General features: G+C 73.1%; 14 protein-coding genes and 2 pseudogenes. 6 read left to right on the forward strand and 10 right to left on the reverse strand.

Features of this window, described 5'->3' with window-relative positions; all coding sequences use genetic code 11:
• Positions 1 to 19 precede the first annotated feature (19 nt).
• Together speB and ABZY20_RS28370 are read left to right on the forward strand one after the other, a co-directional pair.
• A complete protein-coding gene (gene speB / locus ABZY20_RS28365) occupies positions 20 to 1,000 on the forward strand; it encodes an agmatinase (protein ID WP_030838119.1) in 981 nt (326 codons plus the stop codon).
• On the forward strand, positions 997 to 2,682 hold the full coding sequence (locus ABZY20_RS28370) for a thiamine pyrophosphate-binding protein (protein WP_356444922.1): 1,686 nt from the start codon (positions 997 to 999) through the stop codon (positions 2,680 to 2,682). The genes speB and ABZY20_RS28370 overlap by 4 nt, the downstream gene beginning before the upstream one ends.
• Before the next feature lie 76 nt (positions 2,683 to 2,758).
• Here ABZY20_RS28370 and ABZY20_RS28375 read toward each other — a convergent pair whose 3' ends face one another.
• From ABZY20_RS28375 to ABZY20_RS28390, 4 genes and pseudogenes are all read right to left on the reverse strand, one after another.
• Positions 2,759 to 3,346: a hypothetical protein gene (locus tag ABZY20_RS28375; RefSeq protein WP_356444924.1), complete on the reverse strand. Its 588-nt coding sequence runs from the start codon at positions 3,344 to 3,346 to the stop codon at positions 2,759 to 2,761.
• Between the two features lie 278 nt (positions 3,347 to 3,624).
• Positions 3,625 to 3,837, reverse strand: a pseudogene (locus ABZY20_RS28380) (DUF397 domain-containing protein); the annotation flags it as partial.
• Positions 3,830 to 4,627 (reverse strand): helix-turn-helix transcriptional regulator, encoded by a 798-nt coding sequence (locus ABZY20_RS28385; protein ID WP_356444926.1) that lies wholly within the window; start codon positions 4,625 to 4,627, stop codon positions 3,830 to 3,832. The gene ABZY20_RS28385 and the pseudogene ABZY20_RS28380, both read right to left, overlap by 8 nt.
• 152 nt (positions 4,628 to 4,779) lie before the next feature.
• Entirely contained in the window at positions 4,780 to 5,610 is an 831-nt protein-coding gene (locus ABZY20_RS28390) for an endonuclease (protein ID WP_356444928.1), read from the reverse strand.
• A gap of 206 nt (positions 5,611 to 5,816) precedes the next feature.
• Here ABZY20_RS28390 and ABZY20_RS28395 point away from each other — a divergent pair, with 206 nt between their 5' ends.
• The 3 genes from ABZY20_RS28395 (at position 5,817) to ABZY20_RS28405 (ending at position 11,992) form a co-directional block, all read left to right on the forward strand.
• On the forward strand, positions 5,817 to 9,557 hold the full coding sequence (locus tag ABZY20_RS28395) for an ABC transporter ATP-binding protein (RefSeq protein WP_356444930.1): 3,741 nt from the start codon (positions 5,817 to 5,819) through the stop codon (positions 9,555 to 9,557).
• A 493-nt stretch (positions 9,558 to 10,050) separates the two neighbouring features.
• Positions 10,051 to 10,443, forward strand: a complete 393-nt coding sequence (locus ABZY20_RS28400) for a hypothetical protein (protein ID WP_356444931.1) — start codon at positions 10,051 to 10,053, stop codon at positions 10,441 to 10,443.
• A gap of 115 nt (positions 10,444 to 10,558) precedes the next feature.
• Entirely contained in the window at positions 10,559 to 11,992 is a 1,434-nt protein-coding gene (locus ABZY20_RS28405; protein WP_356444933.1) for a S28 family serine protease, read from the forward strand.
• A gap of 38 nt (positions 11,993 to 12,030) precedes the next feature.
• Here the strand turns inward: ABZY20_RS28405 and ABZY20_RS28410 are convergent, their stop codons facing one another.
• From ABZY20_RS28410 to ABZY20_RS28425, 4 genes and pseudogenes are all read right to left on the reverse strand, one after another.
• Entirely contained in the window at positions 12,031 to 12,687 is a 657-nt protein-coding gene (locus ABZY20_RS28410) for a hypothetical protein (RefSeq protein ID WP_356444935.1), read from the reverse strand.
• 113 nt (positions 12,688 to 12,800) lie between these two features.
• On the reverse strand, positions 12,801 to 14,639 hold the full coding sequence (locus ABZY20_RS28415; RefSeq protein ID WP_356444937.1) for a glycoside hydrolase family 3 protein: 1,839 nt from the start codon (positions 14,637 to 14,639) through the stop codon (positions 12,801 to 12,803).
• A 328-nt stretch (positions 14,640 to 14,967) separates the two neighbouring features.
• Positions 14,968 to 15,138 (reverse strand): annotated as a pseudogene (locus ABZY20_RS28420) (LysR family transcriptional regulator); the annotation flags it as partial.
• 42 nt (positions 15,139 to 15,180) lie between these two features.
• Positions 15,181 to 16,098: a LysR family transcriptional regulator gene (locus tag ABZY20_RS28425; RefSeq protein ID WP_356444939.1), complete on the reverse strand. Its 918-nt coding sequence runs from the start codon at positions 16,096 to 16,098 to the stop codon at positions 15,181 to 15,183.
• Between the two features lie 114 nt (positions 16,099 to 16,212).
• On the opposite strand from ABZY20_RS28425, the gene ABZY20_RS28430 reads away from it, so the two are divergent.
• The gene (locus ABZY20_RS28430) at positions 16,213 to 17,160 is read left to right on the forward strand and encodes an EamA family transporter (RefSeq protein ID WP_356444941.1); all 948 of its coding nucleotides are present in this window, start codon (positions 16,213 to 16,215) and stop codon (positions 17,158 to 17,160) included.
• 28 nt (positions 17,161 to 17,188) lie between these two features.
• Here the strand turns inward: ABZY20_RS28430 and ABZY20_RS28435 are convergent, their stop codons facing one another.
• Positions 17,189 to 17,992, reverse strand: a complete 804-nt coding sequence (locus tag ABZY20_RS28435) for a sugar phosphate isomerase/epimerase family protein (protein WP_356444943.1) — start codon at positions 17,990 to 17,992, stop codon at positions 17,189 to 17,191.
• Between the two features lie 258 nt (positions 17,993 to 18,250).
• Entirely contained in the window at positions 18,251 to 19,300 is a 1,050-nt protein-coding gene (locus tag ABZY20_RS28440) for a LacI family DNA-binding transcriptional regulator (RefSeq protein ID WP_356445018.1), read from the reverse strand.
• Positions 19,301 to 19,303: the final 3 nt, after the last annotated feature.

Below are 19,303 nucleotides of genomic sequence, written 5' to 3' on the forward strand. Positions count from 1 at the left end.
GGAAAGAAGGCATTTCTCCATGAGCAGCAACGAGACTCCCCGCGGGCCCGTCGACTCCTCCCGCGTCCCCCGGTACGCCGGTCCCGCGACCTTCGCCCGGCTGCCCCGGCTGGACGAGGTCGGCCGGGCCGACGTCGCCGTCGTGGGCGTGCCGTTCGACTCTGGTGTCTCGTACCGGCCGGGCGCCCGCTTCGGCGGCAACGCGATCCGCGAGGCGTCCCGGCTGCTGCGCCCGTACAACCCGGCGCAGGACGCCTCCCCGTTCGCCCTCGCCCAGGTCGCGGACGGCGGCGACATCGCGGTGAACCCGTTCAACATCAACGAGGCCGTGGAGACCGTCGAGGCCGCCGCGGACGACCTGCTCGGCACGGGCGCCCGCCTGATGACCCTCGGCGGCGACCACACCATCGCGCTGCCCCTGCTGCGCTCGGTCGCGAAGAAGCACGGCCCGGTCGCCCTGCTGCACTTCGACGCCCACCTCGACACCTGGGACACCTACTTCGGCGCCGAGTACACGCACGGCACCCCGTTCCGCCGCGCGGTCGAGGAGGGCATCCTCGACACCTCCGCCCTCTCCCACGTCGGCACCCGCGGCCCGCTCTACGGCAAGCAGGACCTCACCGACGACGAGAAGATGGGCTTCGGCATCGTCACCTCGGCCGACGTCTACCGGCGCGGCGCCGACGAGGTCGCCGACCAGCTCCGCCAGCGCATCGGCGACCGGCCGCTGTACATCTCCATCGACATCGACTGCCTCGACCCGGCCCACGCCCCGGGCACCGGCACGCCCGAGGCCGGCGGCATGACCTCGCGCGAACTGCTGGAGATCCTGCGCGGCCTGGCCTCCTGCAACCTGGTCTCCGCGGACGTCGTCGAGGTGGCGCCCGCGTACGATCACGCGGAGATCACGTCGGTGGCCGCGTCCCACACGGCGTACGAACTGACCACGATCATGTCCCGCCAGATCGCCGCGGCCCGGAAGGACTCGGAAGCCAAGTGACCCACGACCACGACCTGGTGCTCCGCCCGACACCCGCCCAGACGGAGGCCGCGCTGAACCCTCCTGACGGCCGCAACGGCGGAGACCTGGTCGTGGAGACCCTGGCCGCCCTCGGCGCGACGACCGTCTTCGGCCTGCCCGGCCAGCACGCCCTCGGCATGTTCGACGCGCTGCGCCGCTCCGACCTGAGGTACATCGGCCTGCGCGTGGAGAACAACGCCGGGTTCGCGGCCGACGCCTACGGCCGGATCACCGGCGAGGCCGCGCCGCTGCTGCTGTCGACCGGGCCGGGCGCGCTGACGTCCCTCGCCGCGCTCCAGGAGGCGGCGGCCGCCTCCGCGCCCGTGCTGGCGATCAGCAGCCAGGTCCCGCGGGCGGGCCTGGGCGGCGGGCGGCACGGCTATCTGCACGAACTCCCCGACCAGGCGGCCTCGTTCCGGGGTGTGGTCAAGTCCGTCCACACCGTCCGCACGCAGTCGCAGATCCCGTCCGCGATCGAGGCGGCCTGGAAGTCGGCGCTGTCGGCCCCGCACGGCCCGGTGTGGGTGGAGATCCCGCAGGACGTGCTGCTCGCCGGGACGGCGATCCCGGTGGTGACGGGCGGTGACGCCTTCCCGGAGGAACTGCCGCCGCGCCCCGAACTGACCGCCGTCGCCGCCGACCTGCTGTCGAAGGCCATCCGGCCGGCGATCATCGCGGGCGGCGGAGTGGTGCGGGCGGACGCGAGCGGCAAGCTGCGGCAGCTCGCGGAACTGATCCAGGCCCCGGTGGTCACCACCCCCGGCGGCAAGGGCGCGTTCCCCTGGACGCACCCCCTGTCGCTGCAGTCCTGGATCGAGGACCGGCACACCACCGACTTCCTGGAGGACGCGGACGTCCTGCTGGTCGTCGGCTCGGGACTGGGCGAACTCTCCTCGAACTACCACACGTTCAGGCCGCGCGGCCGGGTCGTCCAGATCGAGGCCGACCTCGGCAAGCTGGAGTCCAACCACCCGGGCCTGGGCATCCACGCGGACGCCCGCCTGGCCCTGCAGGCGCTGCTGGAGACGGTGTCGCCCAGGGAGGACGGGACGGCGCCGGACCGGGTCCGGGAGCTGCTCGGCAAGGTCGCCGACCGCATCGCCGCCCAGGAACTCACCCTGGAACAGGACGTGCTGGCGTCCGTCCGCAGGGCGCTGCCCGCCGACTCGCCGTCCTTCTGGGACATGACGATCCTCGCGTACTGGGCGTGGTCGGCCTTCGACGCCAAGGGCCCCAACCACATGCACTCCGCCCAGGGCGCCGGCGGCCTCGGCTACGGCTTCCCGGCGGCACTCGGCGCGGCGGCGGCCGACCCGACCCGGCCCGTCCTCGCGGTCTCCGGCGACGGCGGCGCCCTGTACTCCATCGCCGAGCTGGCCACCGCCCGCCAGTACGACCTGGACGTCACCTGGCTCATCGTCGACGACGGCGGCTACGGCATCCTGCGGGAGTACATGAACGACGCGTTCGGCCAGGCCACCGCGACGGAGCTGACCCGGCCCGACTACGTGGCCCTGGCGGAGTCCTTCGGCGTCCCCGGGGTCCGGACGAGCCCGGAGAGCCTGGAGCGGGACCTCGCCAAGGCGCTGCGGACGCCCGGGCCCTCGGTGGTCCTGCTGCCCGCGGTGCTGCGGATGTTCGCGCCGACGCACCTGGACTGAGCGAGGCCCCGGCGCACCCCTGCTACGCACGGGCGGCGCTCCGTACGAGGAGCGGCGTCGGGCGTTCCCGCAGCGGTCAGTGGAACCAGAACAGCAGCGTGTCCGGGTTCGTCCCGCGCCTGCGCGCGCTCTCCCACTCCGCCGCCTCGAACCGCATCGCCTCGGCGAACCGGCGTGCAGCGTCACGGAATTCGGGGCTCAGCCGGACGAGTACGGACTCGTAGGCGTCCGCGAGGGCGGCGGCCCGCCGGGCCGGCAGGGTGCCGATGGCGGGCACCGCGTCGCCCGGGTGGGGCAGGCGCAGCGGCGGGCCGCTGAACAGGAACGTGCCGGGGAGCAGGTCGGACGGCACGCCGTGGTGGGCCAGTTCGTCGTCCAGCGCGTAGAACCACGACGGCCGCCGCCAGGTGCCGAGGTCGGTGGGGTCGGAGAAGTGCGCGGCGACGGCCTGGTAGAAGGCGTAGCTGTACGCGGGGCAGAGGTCGGTGCTCGGGGTGCCGTCGACGAGTTCGTCCAGGGCCTGGCGGATGGACACCTCCAGGTCGATGCCCTGCTCCCGGAAGCGGGCGTCCGTGCGCGCGCACTCCGCGCGGATCCGGGCCAGCGTGCGCTCCTGCTGCTCGCTCCGCTCCACCGAGGTGAGCAGCCGCACCACCGTTCTCATGTCGCCGGTGCTCATCTCGAGGCAGTGGCCCACCGCGTGCTTCCCTTCACCGTTCGCCGGACACCCGGTGTCCATGATCGGGGACGCGCCGCCGGCCCCGGACCGGGGGCCCGAGGTCGTCAGGGTGCGCCGGTAGGGCGGGTGCCGGGGAATCAGCCGATGTCGGACGGGTCCGGACGGTGGATCGTCGACTGGCCCGGCCGCGAGAGGCGGCGGTCTGCGAGCCGCAAGTCGACTGCGAGTTGGTGCTCTTGCCGTGGTCGCTCTCCTTGCCAGGAGGGGAAACCCGCCTTGAGGGCCGACACGAACGGCGACCACGCTCCGGCGCCGAAGACCAGGGCCGGGCCGTCCGGGACCTTGGAGTCCCGGACGGGTACGCCTGCCGGGTGTCCGTCCAGCACCTCCAGGCAGCTGCCGCCCTCGCTGTTGCTGTGGGACGACGCGCGCCAGCCCTGCGATGCTTCGGCCCTGGCGGCTATCGGATCAGTCATGGCGGCGTCCGTACTCCTCGGCTGTGGCCCGCAGCAGGGACATCGACTCCTTGAGCGGCAGCGCATCACTCATCGCGAGATCGTAGCGGCCCTGCAACTCCTGTACCACGGACGGGGAGTCGTGCAATCTCCCCATGCGGAGGCCCTCGCTGTACGCGACGGGTGGCTGGTCGTCGAACCACATGAGGCTGAGCATGTTCTCCATCAGTGGGTGAAAACCCAGCTCGAACGTCAGAACGTGAACGCGTACGCGGCCTCTCTCCGCCAGGCGGACCATGTGCATGACCTGCTCCGCCATCACCTCCGGCCCGCCCACAGCCCGGCGTAGCACCGCCTCGTCCAGCAGCACCCACACCACCGGCGTCACCGGATCGTCGAGGATCCTCGCCCGCTCAAGGCGTGTGACAAGGCGCCTGTCGCATTCCTCGTCACTCACCCGAGGGAACGCCGTGTTCAGGACCGCTCGCGCGTACGCCTCCGTCTGGAGGATGCCGGGAACGAACGACAGGGCGAACTCGCGGATCATCACCGCCTGTTGTTCGAGCTGCCGGGCCGACTCGAAGTAGTCGGCGACCGCCACGTCCTCCGTCGGCAGGAAACTGCTCAGCACGTCGCCGGTGTTCAGGGCCGTGTCCAGTCGCCGGGCGTCCTCCTTGGACGGGACGCGGCGGCCCGCCTCGATGTGGGCGATGTGCGAACGCGTCATCACCGTCATGTCCGCGAGCTGCTGCTGCGTCAGCCCCGCCGCTTCCCGCCGCTGCCTCAGCCAGTCACCGTACGTGCTGGTCATGGCCACTCCTTTGTGACGAATGACTGGTCACATCCGACCCCCTGGCGAGCCTAGACCGCGCCGTCCCACTCCGTGACTCGATCGCTACGGAAAGCGAGATCCTCGAAGTCGGCGGAGTCGACGACGGCCTCGTGCGGGACGTCCGAGGCGGCCTACCAGATCGCCTCGACCCACTCCGGGTGGTCGATGAACGGGTTCCTGTTGTGCTGGTAGGAGTCGTATATGACGTTGTTGCGGTTCTGCTCGAACGCGCTCGGCGGGTCCTCCTGGTGCCACTGCTTCAGGACCGGGAGGCGGCCGTGGTACGGGTTGCTGCCGTTGCTGACGGAGTCGTTGGGCTCCAGGTCGGGCCAGCCGTCGGTGCCCTCGTAGCGGACGGCCATGTAGAGGATCATGCGGGCCACGTCGCCCTTGACCGCGTCGCGCGGCTCGAAGGAGTTCGAGTCGGTGAGGCTGCCGCCGCTGTCGGTGAACGAGCCGCCGCCGTTGTCGAAGTCCTTGTTGCCGCGCACGGAGTTGACCTGGACGTCCTCGGGGCGCAGGTGGTGCAGGTCGGTGCCGGGGCCGGTGGAGGTGCCGAAGTCGCCGTGGGACTTGGCCCACACGTGCTCGCGGTTCCAGTCGCCGACGTCACCGCCGTTGAGGGACTTGCTGCGGGAGATGCCCGAGTACAGCAGGATCACGTTGCCGCTGTCGGCCGGGTCCTGGTCGGTGACCTTCAGGGCCTCCCAGACCGCCGAGTACGACAGCTTCGTCTGGTCGCTGATGATCGTGTGGAGGGCGTCCTTGAGGCTGTCACCGCTCTTGCCGACGGCGTCCTCGTAGTACGCCGGGTCGTAGTCCGCCGCCGTCGTCACGGCCGTCGGGGCGGTCTCCGTGGCCGTGGCCGGGGTGGCGGCGACGGCGGGAGCGGCGAGGACGGCGAGTACGGCGGCCGTGGCGAGCGCCGACGCCTTCCGGCGCCGGATGCGTGTCGCGAGCATGTGGGGTGTCCGATCTACGCGGGTTGCACGAAGGGGATGCCGAGAGCGTGACATGAACATGTAGCCGAGGGAATGGACGGGACGTGGCGATTGCGTGTCGGCGGGGATGAAAACCGCCGCCTGCGGCGTTGGAGCCTTCCGGCAGACCAGAACGCAGACCAGAACGCAGACCAGAACGCAGACCAGAACGACAGGAAGGCACCGGCGTGACACCGCAACGGGGATGGGCACGACGACTGTGGGGCTACGCCTGGCGCCACCCCAAGGACGTCGTACTCGCCCTCGGCTCCTCCCTCGCCGGCATGGCCGTCATGGCCCTCGTCCCCCTGATCACCAAGGTGATCATCGACGACGTCATCAGCGACCACACCCGGTCCATGACCACCTGGGCCGGCCTGCTGATCGTCGCCGCCCTGGCCGTCTACGTCCTCACCTACGTCCGCCGCTACTACGGCGGCCGCCTCGCCCTCGACGTCCAGCACGACCTGCGGACGGAGATGTACGGCACGATCACCCGGCTCGACGGCCGCCGCCAGGACGAGCTGTCCACCGGCCAGGTCGTCGGCCGCGCCACCAGCGACCTCCAGCTGATCCAGGGCCTGCTCTTCATGCTCCCGATGACCATCGGGAACATCGCGCTGTTCGTGATCTCCCTGGTGGTCATGGCGTGGCTGTCCGTGCCGCTGACCCTGGTCGCGCTGGCCGTCGCACCCGCCCTGTGGTGGATCGCCCGGCGCAGCCGCACCCGGCTGCACCCCTCCACCTGGTACGCCCAGGCCCAGGCCGCCGCCGTCGCGGGCGTGGTCGACGGCTCCGTCAGCGGCGTACGCGTCGTGAAGGGCTTCGGGCAGGAGGAGCAGGAGACCGGCAAGCTGCGGGAGGTCAGCCGCAGGCTCTTCGCGGGCCGGATGCGCACCATCCGCCTGAACTCCCTCTACACCCCCGCCCTGCAGGCCGTCCCCGCCCTCGGGCAGGTCGCCATGCTCGCGCTCGGCGGCTGGCTGGCGGTGCGCGGCGACATCACGCTCGGCACGTTCGTCGCCTTCTCCACCTACCTCGCCCAGCTCGTCGGCCCGGTCCGCATGCTCGCCGTGGTGCTCACCGTCGGCCAGCAGGCCCGCGCCGGCACCGAGCGCGTCCTGGAGCTGATCGACACCGAGCCCTTCCTGAAGGACGGCCACAAGGAACTGCCGGCCGACGCCCCCGCGACGGTCGAGTTCGACGACGTCTCCTTCGGCTACGAGGCCACCCCCGGCAGCACCGGCCCGGTCCTCGACGGCCTCTCCTTCGACATCCGGCCCGGCGAGACCCTCGCCGTCGTCGGCTCCTCCGGCTCCGGCAAGTCCACCGTCTCCCTGCTCCTGCCGCGCTTCTACGACGTCACCCGCGGTGCCGTCCTGGTCGGCGGGCACGACGTGCGCGAGCTGACCACCGAGTCGCTGCGGGCCGCGATCGGGCTGGTCCCGGAGGACTCCTTCCTCTTCTCCGACACCGTCCGCAGCAACATCGCCTACGGCCGCCCGGACGCCACCCAGGAGGAGATCGAGAAGGCCGCCCGAGCCGCCCAGGCGCACGGCTTCATCAGCGAGCTGCCCGACGGCTACGACACCACCGTCGGCGAGCACGGACTCACCCTCTCCGGCGGCCAGCGCCAGCGCGTCGCCCTCGCCCGCGCGATCCTCAGCGACCCGCGCCTGCTGGTCCTGGACGACGCCACCTCCGCCGTGGACGCCCGGGTCGAGCACGAGATCCACGAAGCCCTCAAGGGGGTCATGCGGGGCCGCACGACCCTGCTGATCGCCCACCGCCGCTCCACCCTGAACCTCGCCGACCGCATCGCCGTCCTGGACGGCGGCCGGCTCGCCGACATCGGCACCCACGACGAGCTGCAGCGCCGCTCCGCCCTCTACCGGCGGCTGCTCACCGACCCGGACGAGCTGGGCGGCGTCTCCCCGGGCCACACCCCGGCGGCCGGCCCCCGGGAGGACACCTCCGTCCGGGACGAGCTGGACGCCGAGTTCGACGCCGAGCGGGGCGTCACCCCGCGGCTGTGGAGCGGCGACCGCGAGCAAAAGGACACCGCCCTCGCCGAGAGCCCCGCCACCCCCGAACTGCTCGCCCAGGTGGAGGCGCTGCCCCCGGCCACCGACGTGCCCGACGTCGACGAGTCACGGGCCGTGCGCCCGGAGGAGTCCTACGGCCTGCGCCGGCTGCTGCGCGGCTTCGGGGCGGTGCTGCTGGTCAGCCTCGGTCTGGTCGCCGTCGACGCGGGCATGGGCCTGCTGCTGCCGATCATGATCCGGCACGGCATCGACTCGGGCGTCACCGAGGCCGCGCTCGGCGCCGTGTGGGCGGCGTCCCTGCTGGCGCTGCTGACGGTGGCCGTGCAGTGGGCCGCCCAGGTCGGCGAGATCCGGATGACCGGGCGGACGGGCGAGCGGGTCCTGTACTCGCTCCGCCTGAAGATCTTCGCCCAGCTCCAGCGCCTCGGGCTCGACTACTACGAGCGGGAGCTGACCGGCCGGATCATGACCCGGATGACCACGGACGTCGACGCGCTGTCGACGTTCCTGCAGACGGGCCTGGTCACCGCCTTCGTCTCGGTCGTCACCTTCTTCGGCATCATGGTCGCCCTGCTGGTGCTGGACGTGCAGCTCGCCCTGGTCGTGTTCGCGACACTGCCGCCGCTGATCATCGCCACGTTCTTCTTCCGCCGGGCGAGCGTGAAGGCGTACGAACTGGCCCGGGAACGGGTCTCGGCGGTCAACGCCGACCTTCAGGAGTCGGTGTCCGGGCTGCGGATCGTGCAGGCGTTCCGGCGCGAGCGGGACGGCGGGCGGCGCTTCGCCGAGCGCAGCGACAGCTACCGGCGGGCGCGCATCCGCGGCCAGTGGCTGATCTCCGTGTACTTCCCGTTCGTGCAGTTCCTGTCGTCGGTGGCGGCGGCGGCCGTGCTGGTCGTGGGCGGCGCCCGGGTCGACGACGGCACGCTCGCCATCGGCTCGCTGGTGGCGTACCTGCTCTACATCGACCTGTTCTTCGCGCCCGTGCAGCAGCTCTCCCAGGTCTTCGACGGCTACCAGCAGGCGACCGTCTCGCTGGGCCGCATCCAGGAACTGCTGCGCGAGCCCACGTCGACGAAGTCCGCCGAGAAGCCCTTGGGCGTGCGCGCCCTGCGCGGCGAGATCGCCTTCGAGGACGTGCGCTTCGCCTACGGCGCCGGTGACGCGGGCGACGCGGCCCTGGACGGGGTCTCCCTGCGCATCCCGGCCGGGCAGACCGTCGCGTTCGTCGGCGAGACCGGCGCGGGCAAGTCGACCCTGGTGAAGCTCGTGGCCCGCTTCTACGACCCCACGGGCGGCCGGGTCACCGTCGACGGTACCGACCTCAGGGACCTGGACCTCACGTCGTACCGCCACCGTCTGGGGGTCGTCCCGCAGGAGGCGTACCTGTTCAAGGGCACCGTCCGCGACGCCATCGCCTACGGCCGCCCGGACGCCACCGACGCCGAGGTCGAGGCGGCGGCCCGCGCGGTCGGCGCGCACGACATGATCGCCACCCTGGAGGGCGGCTACCTCCACGAGGTCGCCGAGCGGGGCCGCAACCTCTCCGCGGGCCAGCGCCAGCTGATCGCCCTGGCCCGCGCCGAGCTGGTCGACCCGGACGTGCTGCTGCTGGACGAGGCGACGGCCGCCCTGGACCTGGCCACCGAGGCCCAGGTCAACCAGGCCACCGACCGCCTCGCCGGCCGCCGCACCACTCTCGTGGTCGCCCACCGCCTCACCACCGCGGCCCGCGCCGACCGGGTCGTCGTCATGGACCACGGCCGGGTCGCCGAGGACGGCACCCACGACGAACTGCTGGCCCGCGACGGCCGCTACGCGCGGCTGTGGCGCACGTTCATCGGCGCGGCCGAGCCGGAGGAGCCGGTCGGCGCCTCCCGCTGACCGCGCCGCCGGGCCGGAGGCCCGGGCGTGGTGTTCCCGCAGGTGCCGCCGCTGAAGCCCGGGGGCTGGATCGGCCGAGCGTCGCGTGCCGCCTCGGACGGTGCCGGGGGCTTGACGCGGTGTCCCGCCGGTGCCGCTGGTGGGCCGGGTGGCGGGTCGCCGCTTTTCCGTGCCGCCGGTGGGCTGGAGGGCGGGCGGGTTGCTGCCTTTCCGTGCCGCCGGTGGGCTGGATGGTGGGTTGCCGGGTTCCCGTGCCGCCGGTGGGCCGGGTGACGGGTTGCCGCCCTCCCGTGCCGCCGGGAGGCCGGTGGCGGGTCCCCGCCCTTCCTTGACGCCGGGAGGCCGGGCGGCCTGTCCCGTCCGTCCGTGGCGCCGCCGACGGACGGACGCCGCCCGGCGGGTCCGCGTCGGCCGCGCAACCGTCCGGCGTACGTCATGCGTCCGTACAGCAGTACGCCGATGGACGCGGACGACGCGGTGCGGGAGGACGACAGTGGACAGTGGAGCGATACGCCGGCGGCTGGCCCTCGGTCTGGCCGTGCTGACCGCCTCCGGGCTGCTCGCCGTCGCCGCGCCGGGGGAGGCGCAGGCAGCCGCGGCCTCGCAGTGCCCCGGCCGCAAGGTCCGCACCCTGCCGTTCGCCACCGGGACCGTGCTCGTCTACAAGCGCGGCGGCTACGTCTGCGCCGTCACCGTCACCAAGAAGCCCGGCGTGAAGCGGAAGATGTCGGTGAGCGTGCAGGCGCGCGGCAACCGGCCGGTCGTCGACGAGGGCCGCTACGCCTACCACGCGGGCCCGGTGACCGTGCACGCCGGACGCCGCTGCGTGTGGCTCAAGGGCAGGGTGGGCGCGGGACGGTACAGCTCCGGCTGGATCCTGTGCTGACGCCACGGCACCCCCCGGCGCCCGCCCGCACCGAGGGTTTTCCCCATGTCCCCTGGTGCTGGGGCGAGTTGGTCCGCTAGCTTCCGGCGCACATCTGTCTCACAGGGGAGTGCGCATGCGCAAGGCGCTCAGATGGCTGCTGGCGCTCACAGTGCTCATAGGCACGTTGAGCACGGCCGGAGCGGCCACCGCCGCCGAGCCGGAGGCCACCGGCCCGACCGACATCAAGGAGAGACTGCTCTCCGTACCGGGCATGAGCCTGGTGGAGGAGAAGCCGTACACCGGTTACCGCTTCTTCGTCCTGAACTACACGCAGCCGGTCGACCACCGCAAGCCGTCCAAGGGCACGTTCCAGCAGCGCATCACCGTGCTGCACAAGGACGTCGCCCGCCCGACGGTGTTCTTCACCAGCGGCTACAACGTCTCCACGACGCCCCGCCGCAGCGAGCCGACCCAGATCGTGGACGGCAACCAGGTCTCCCTGGAGTACCGCTTCTTCACCCCGTCGCGGCCCGACCCGGCCGACTGGTCCAAGCTGGACATCTGGCAGGCCGCCAGCGACCAGCACCGCGTCTTCACGGCGCTGAAGGGCATCTACGACAAGAAGTGGATCTCCACGGGCGGCTCCAAGGGCGGCATGACCGCCACCTACTACGAGCGCTTCTACCCCCGCGACATGGACGGCGTCGTCGCCTACGTCGCCCCCAACGACGTCGTGAACAAGGAGGACTCGGCCTACGACCGCTTCTTCGCCACCGTCGGCACCAAGGAGTGCCGTGACCGGCTGAACGCCGTGCAGCGCGAGGCGCTGGTGCGCCGCGAGCCGCTGGAGAAGAAGTACGCCGCCTTCGCCCAGGACAACGGCCTCACCTTCACGACCATCGGCAGCCTGGACAAGGCCTACGAGGCGACCGTCCTGGACTACGTGTGGGGCTTCTGGCAGTACAGCCGGCTCTCCGACTGCGAGCAGATCCCGGCCGACGCGAAGAACGCCACCGACGACGAGATCTGGACCTCCGTCGACACCATCTCCGGCTTCTCCGCCTACGCCGACCAGGGCCTGTCGAACTACACGCCGTACTACTACCAGGCCGGCACGCAGCTCGGCGCGCCGACCATCCGCTTCCCGCACATCGAGAAGCAGTACATCCGCTACGGCTACCAGCCGCCGCGCAACTTCGTCCCGCGGGACATCCCCATGCGGTTCCAGCCGTGGGCGATGCGCGACGTCGACACCTGGGTCCGGCACAACGCCCGCCGGATGATGTTCGTCAACGGCGAGAACGACCCGTGGAGCGCCGAGCCGTTCCGCCTCGGCAAGGGCGCGAAGGACTCGTACGTCTTCACCGCCCCCGGCATGAACCACGGCGCCAACGTCGCCGGCCTCGTGCCCGAGCAGAAGGCCCTCGCCACCGCCCGCATCCTGGACTGGGCCGGCGTCGCCTCCGGCACGGTGCAGGCCGACCCGCAGGCGGCGAAGCCGCTCGCGAAGTTCGACGCCAAGCTGGACAAGCGGGACCCGCAGCGCGAGATGACGCTGCGTCCGTAAGCCCGGCCTCCGGTCACCCGTCACCCGCGCCCGGTCGCTCACAGCGGCCGGGCGCACCCCACGGGCCGGTCCCCGCCGAGCCGGACGTACAGCGCGGTCGAGCCGGGACAGCCGGACCGCTTCGCCACCGCCCGGGTCACCTCGTACTCCGGCTTCCGGCCGCCCTCGCCGTCGCACGCGGTCTCGCGGACCTGCCCGTCCCCGACGCTGTAGACGCAGTCGCCGACGATGGTGCGCGGCCCGCCCCCGCCGCCCGGGTCTCCGGGGTGCGGCGGCTGGAGGTTGCGCATACAGGCGTAGCCCTGCGGCACCACGCCGTCGCCGTCCTCGTCCAAGGAGGGCCGCTGCTCGCTGATGTGCAGCACGAAGTCGGTGGTGCCCGGGCAGCGCGGCCCGTCCCGCACCGCGCCGTCGTGCCGCGCCACGACCCGGGCCGCCGCCCGCTCGCCGGTGCACGGCACCTCGGTGAAGCTCGTCGTGCCGAAGGAACTGCACTCGCCGCTCCCCAGGAACACCGCCCCGTACCCGGACGGCCGGGCCGGCGCCGGGGAGAGCGCGGTGGCCCTCCCGGCCGCCGGCTCGCCCAGCCGCCCGTCCTCCGCCGCGCCGCCGGCCGGGCTCTGGCACCCGGTCAGCACCACACCCAGCAGCACCAGCAGTCCCCGGACCACCCCCGCGGACCTTCTCTCACGCATCGCGAACCCCCGAAGTGCCCCCGCCCAGCGTGGCCCGCCGCGGCGGGCGCACGCCAGGCACCTGGGGCGGTTTGCGCACGTTGGGGGTGGTGCGCCCGTTCCCTGGCGTACGTCTAGTACGACAGACCGTGCCCGATGGGGTACAGCACCTGCTCCGGGTCGTCCGCCCGCCGCACCGCGACCGGCAGCTTCCCGCGCGGCTCCACCCGCCCGGCGATCACCCGTGCGGCTGCCCGCAGCTCGACGTCGGTCCAGGAGTAGGCGGCCAGGCAGGCCGGGACGGACGGCAGGTGGGCCACGTCGTACGGATTGCGGATCGCGACCGCCACGACCGGCCTCCCGGTCGCCACGAGCTGCTCCACCAGCGTCTTCTGACTGCTGGTCGCCGTGACGTTGTACGTGGCGACCAGCACCGCGTCCGCCTCGCCCGCCGCCGCGACCGCCTTCGCGACGGTCGCCGCGGAGGGGGCGGTGCCGGTCGACAGGGCGGTGGCGGAGAAGCCCAGTTCGGACAGCGCGCCCGCGAGGACGCCCGTGGGCGGGCCGGTCGTCCCCGACGGCGAGAGCGGGTCCGCGCCCACCACGAGCACTTTCGGGTACCGCAGCCGGGACAGCGGCAGCAGCCGCCCCTCGTTCACGAGCAGGGTCGTCGTGCGCTCGGCGATGCGGTCGGCCGCCGCCAGGTGCGGCCGGGTGCCGACGTGCCGGCCGACCCCGTCCTGACCGACGTACGGCGAACGGAACAGCCCGAGCCGGGACTTCAGCCGCAGGATCCGCAGGATCGATTCGTCGAGCCGCTGCTCGGTCAGCTCGCCCTCGCGCACGGCCGTCAGGACGGCGTTCCAGGCGAGGTCCAGGTCGGGCGGGTTCAGCAACTGGTCGACGCCCGCCTTCAGCGCGAGCACCGGCACCCGGTCGTCGCCGTACTTGGTCCGTACGCCCTCCATGCCGAGCGAGTCGGTCACCACGACGCCGTCGAAGCCGAGCCGCTCGCGCAGGATGCCGGTGAGGATCGGGCGGGAGAGGGTGGCCGGGTCGCCGGAGTCGTCCAGGGCCGGGACCATCAGATGGGCCGTCATGATCGAGTCGATGCCGGCGGCGATCGCGGCCCGGAACGGCGGCGCGTCCAGCCGCTCCCACTCCTCCCGGCTGTGCGTGATGGTCGGGAAGCCGGTGTGGCTGTCGACGTTGGTGTCCCCGTGCCCCGGGAAGTGCTTCGCGGTCGCGGCGACCCCGGAGCCCTGGTACCCGGCCACCTCGGCGGCCACCAGCCGGGCGACCGCCCGCGGGTCGGCGCCGAAGGAGCGCACGCCGATGACGGGGTTGGCCGGGTTGACGTTCACGTCGGCGACGGGGGAGTAGTCCTGCCGGATCCCCATGGCCCGCAGCTCGCGTCCGGCGATGCGCCCGAGGGTCCGGGCGTCGGACCGCGACCCGCCCGCCCCGACGGCCATGGCCCCCGGGAACAGCGTCGCGGGCTTGCCCACCCGGGCGACGATCCCGTGCTCCTGGTCGGTGGAGATGAGCACGGGCAGCCCGCGCGGCAGCCCGAGGGAGGCCCGCTGGATGCCGTCGGACAGCGCGGCGATCTGGTGCGGCTCGCGGGTGTTGTGCGCCCAGGCGAAGTAGATGATGCCGCCGACCCGGTACTTCGCCACCAGTTCGGCGGCCGTCCGGACCCCGATCTCCTTGAGGTTGGCGTCGATGTCGGCCTGGTCCGGGTCGGTGGCGGAGTGGCCGTAGACCCGCATGACGAACAGCTGCCCGACCTTCTCCTCCAGCGTCATGCGGGAAAGCAGGGAGCGCAGTTCGCGGTCGCCGGCCGGGCCGGCGTGGGAGGGCGTCGCGGCCGCGAGGGCGGCGGTGACGCCGGCGGTGGCGGTGGCGGCCAGGACGGTGCGTCTGGAGGGCTGTGCGGTGTTTCCCGTGCTTCCCGTGCCGGTGTCGTGCACGTGGGCTCCTTCCGGAGGGGGGTCCCTCGGATCCGCTGAAGGAAACTTCCAAGAGGCCACCAATAACCGGGAAGTTTCTGCCAGTCAAGGGAACGCGCGCCCACACGGCGGGCCGCCACCGGCGCGGCTGGAGGGGAGCGCACCGATGGCGGCGGTGCCGCCGGCCCCGGTGCGGCGGAGAGGGTGGTCGGCGAACGCTGCGGCAGCGAGGGCCGACACCGCACCGCGGTGACTCTCCGGCGGTCCCGGATGGGACGGTCCCGGCCCCACCCGGGTTCCCTGCCCCGCCCGGGTTTCCCGCAGGTCGGGACGGGTGTGGGCCAAGGGCTCAGCGAGGCGTGTGGGCCGACGCCTTCGGCCACTGCTCGCCCAGCGTCCGCACGGTCTCGGCGATGGCCGGACGCCGGGCGGCTCCGGTCCACCGCAGCGCGTACAGCCGCCGGCCGGGCATCGGGACGAGCGGCATCGCCGTCACGCCGCTTCATGGCGGTAGCGGCCCGGCCGGATGTCTCGCACGTCGGGACGGGTGTGGGCCAAGGGCTCAGCGAGGCGTGTGTGCCGACGCCTTCGGCCACTGCTCGCCCAGCGTCCGCACGGTCTCGGCGATGGCCGGACGCCGGGCGGCCCCCGTCCGCCACAGCGCGTACAGCCGCCGCACCGGCATCGGGTCGAGCCGCACCTCCACCACCCCCGGGGGCAGCGGCCCGCGACCCAGTCGCGGGATGAGGGCGACGCCGAGCCCGGCCGCGACCAGGGCGACGAGGGTCGGGTTCTCGTCGGCCTGGTGGACGATGTCCGGCTCGTGCCCGGCCGCGCGCAGGGTGCGCAGCAGCCAGTCGTGGCAGACCCGCCCCGGCGGCTGGCAGATCCACCGCTCGCCGCCCAGCTCCTCCCGCCGTACGTCGTCGCGCCCGGCGAAGGGATGCCCCTCGGGGACGAGCAGGTCGCACAGGTCGTCGCCGATGACGGCCTGTTCGACGCCGGGCGGGGCGGGCAGCGGCGCGATGTCCCAGTCGTGCGCCACGGCCAGGTCGACGGCCCCCTTCGCCACCAGGTCCACGGACAGATGCGGATCGACCTCGGAGAGCCGGGCGTCCAGGGCGGGGTGCCTGCGGCCCAGCTCGGCCAGCACGGCCGGCATCAGCCCGCGCGCCGCCGACGCGAACGCGGCGACGGTGAGCCGCCCCGCAGGCAGGCCCCGCCGCTGCTCGAGCTCGGTCTCCGCACGCTCCACGATGGCCAGCAACTCCCGTGCGGTGGCGGCCAGTTGCCGGGCCTCGTCGGTGAGCCGCACGCCGCGCCCCTCGCGCTCCAGCAGCACGGTCCTGGTCTCCCGCTCCAGCTTGGCGATCTGCTGGGACACGGCGGAGGGCGTGTACCCGAGCGCGACGGCGGCGGCGCCGACGGTGCCGTGCACGGAGACGGCGTGCAGGGCGCGCAGCCGCTGGAGATCGAGCATGGGCCCTCCCGTGTTCCGTATGAGCTCGGCGAAGCCGATGCTTAGCGCTGCTTCATCCAACCATGCAGCAATCATCGCTGGTGCTTCACGGTCGCGGGCGGCGATGCTCACGGCATGCGCCCGTCACACACCGCTCTCGCCGTCCTCGTCGCCGCCGTCTGGGGCGTCAACTTCACGGTCATCGAGATCGGCCTGGACCACTTCCCGCCCCTGCTCTTCTCCGCCCTGCGCTTCCTGGCGGCGGCGCTCCCGGCGGTGTTCCTCGTGGGCCGCCCGAAGGTGGCGTGGCGGTGGATCGTGGCGGTGGGCCTGGTGCTGGGGGTGGCCAAGTTCGGCTTGCTGTTCGTCGGCATGGACGCGGGCATGCCGGCGGGTCTGTCGTCCCTGGTCCTGCAGATCCAGGCGGTCTTCACGGCCGGGTTCGCCGCCCTGACCCTGGGCGAACGCCCCTCCCGCGTCCGGCTGCTGGGCATGCTCGTCGCCCTGGCCGGCATCGCCGTGGCGGCGGCGGACGAGGGAGCTTCCGGCCCGCTCGGCGCCTTCGCCCTGGTCGTCGCGGCGGCGGCCTGCTGGGGAGCCTCCAACGTCCTCACCCGCAGGGCGGCGCCCCCGGACGCCCTGAACTTCATGGTGTGGGTCAGCACCGTCCCGGTCCTGCCCCTGCTGGTCCTGTCCCTCCTGACCGAGGGCCCGGCCCGCGACCTGGCGGCCCTGCGCGCCCTGGACTGGCAGGGCGCGGGCACGGTCGTCTACGTCGCCTGGATCACGACGGTCTTCGGGTTCGGCGCGTGGGGCCTGCTGCTGCGCCACCACCCGGCCTCGACGGTGGCGCCCTTCTCCCTGCTGGTCCCGGTCTTCGGCATGTCCTCGGCGTTCCTGTTCCTGGGCGAGCCGGTGAGCCCGCTGCGCTGGGGCGCGGCGGCGCTGCTGGTGGGCGGGGTGGCCCTGACGTCACTGACCCCGCGCCGCGGCACACCGTCTAGCCCGCGGCACGCCGGACCCGCCCCCGCGGCGCCTGCCGGGAGGGTCAGCACGGCGGGAGCGGCGCCTCAGGAGTCCTGAAGCGGACCGGAGCGGGCCGCCCCACCGCTCACGCCGACTCGTTCAGCAGCCGGGACAGATGGTCCCGCCCGGGGCCGAGCAGGTCCGGCAGGGGTGCCGCCGACTCGTACCACCGCTTCTCGTACTCCCAGCACAGCCAGCCGTCCCAGCCGTGGCGGGAGAGCACCTCGACGCACTCGGCCAGGGGGAGGACGCCCTCGCCCAGGGGGAGGGGGGTGGTGTCCTCCGGGGAGGCGATGTCCTTGACCTGGACGTAGCCGAGGTGGGGGGAGAGGGCCGCGTAGGACTCGGAGGGCTGTTCGCCGCCGAGCCAGGTGTGCATGACGTCCCAGAGCGCGCCGACCTGACGGTGGCCGACCAGGCCCAGGACGCGCATGGCGTCGGCGGCGGTGCGGTGGGAGTCGTGGGTCTCGAGCAGGATGCGCACGCCCAGGTCGTTCGCGTGCTCGGCGGCCGTGCCCAGGCGCCGGGCGGCCGTCGCGTCGGCCTCCTCCGGGGTCTGGACGTCCAGGTCGCCGCCGGGGAAGACCCGGACGTACGGGGCACCGAGGTCACGGGCCAGGTCGAGGAGGGCGCGCAGCTCGGCCAGGACGGGCTCGTCGTCGCCCGGCGCGGCGACCCGCGTGTAGCCCGCGAGGCCCAGCAGCTCTACGCCCGAGCCCTTGAACTCGGCCGCCACCTCGGCCCGCTGCTGCGCGTCGAGGCCGGGATGGACCGGTTCCTCGGGATGGGCGCGCAGCTCGACTCCGTGGTAGCCGTGCGCGGTCGCGAGCCGCAGCACGTCGGGCAGGGGCAGGCCGGGGACACCGAGGGTGGAGAACGCCAGCTTCATGTCGAGGGAGATTACCCGCGACCCCCGCCCTCGATTCCCCTTCACCACTCTGGTGTTGCGTGAAGATCCGGACGCCGGTGCCGGCCGGGCGGGTGCGGTCGGACCCGCGTCGGCCTCCCCCACCGGTTCGCGTGTCCTTCGTACGCGGCCGTTCGTGGCGACGGGCGGGAGCGGCAGCGCCCCCTGGCAGCCCCCCGGCGGCGCCCCGGACGGAAGGCGCCCCAAGTGAAACGCGCCCCCGCGCTCACCCCCCACCCCTCAGGAAACCCGCGGCACCCCCGAAGACCCCCGCACCATCAACTCCCCCCGCACCGAGGCGATCCCCCCGGGCGGTGCCTCCTCGCGGCCCATCGCGATCCGGCCGGCCCGGGCCCCCGCCTCCGCCAGCGGCAGGCGCACGGTCGTCAGCGAGGGCACGGCGTCGATGCTGAAGGGCAGGTCGTCGAAGCCCGCCACCGACACGTCCTCCGGGATCCGCAGGCCCGAGTCCCGCAGGGCCGCGCACGCCCCCAGTGCGACGGAGTCGTTCGCCGCGACGACCGCCGTCAGGGACGGGTCCCGCCGCAGCAGTTCCAGCGTCGCCTCGTAGCCGGATTGCCGGTCGTAGCGCCCGTGCACGGTCCAGCGGGGGTCCTCCTCGATCCCGTGCGCGGCGAGTGCGGCCCGGTGTCCCTCCAGCCGGTGCCGGGTGGTGGTCCGCTCCTCGGGGCCGGCGATGTATCCGAGCCGCCGGTGCCCGAGCCCGATGAGGTGCTCGGTGAGCTCCTGCCCGCCCCCGCGGTTGTCGAAGGTCAGCGCGATCGCCCCGGTGTCCGGCGCCGGGGGCCGCCCGCACAGCACGACCTTCGTCCCGGCGTCGATCAGCTTGCGCACCTTCGCGTCCATCGCCGCCTGGTGCGCCGCGTCCACGATCGCCCCGCCCGTGAGCACCACGGCCGCGGCCCGCTGCCGCTGCAGCAGGGTGAGATACGTCAGTTCCCGCTCGGGGGAGCCGCCGGTGTTGCAGACCACCGCCAGCCTCTCCCCACCCGCGCGTCCCCCCGGACCCCCGATCTCGGCCTGGATCGCGCTCGCCATGATCCCGAAGAACGGGTCGGCGATGTCGTTCACCAGGATGCCGACCAGGTCGGACGTGGCGGCGGCCAGGGCGCTCGCGGGCCCGTTGAGCACGTAGTCCAGCTCGTCCACGGCCTTGAGCACCCGCTCGCGGGTGGAGGCCGCCACGGGATAGTTCCCGTTCAGCACGCGCGACACCGTCGCGGGCGAGACCTGCGCGCGGGCCGCCACGTCCGCCAGGGTCACCGTCATCTC

It is taken from the genome of Streptomyces sp. NPDC006624 (assembly GCF_040611555.1).
GTDB lineage: Bacteria > Actinomycetota > Actinomycetes > Streptomycetales > Streptomycetaceae > Streptomyces.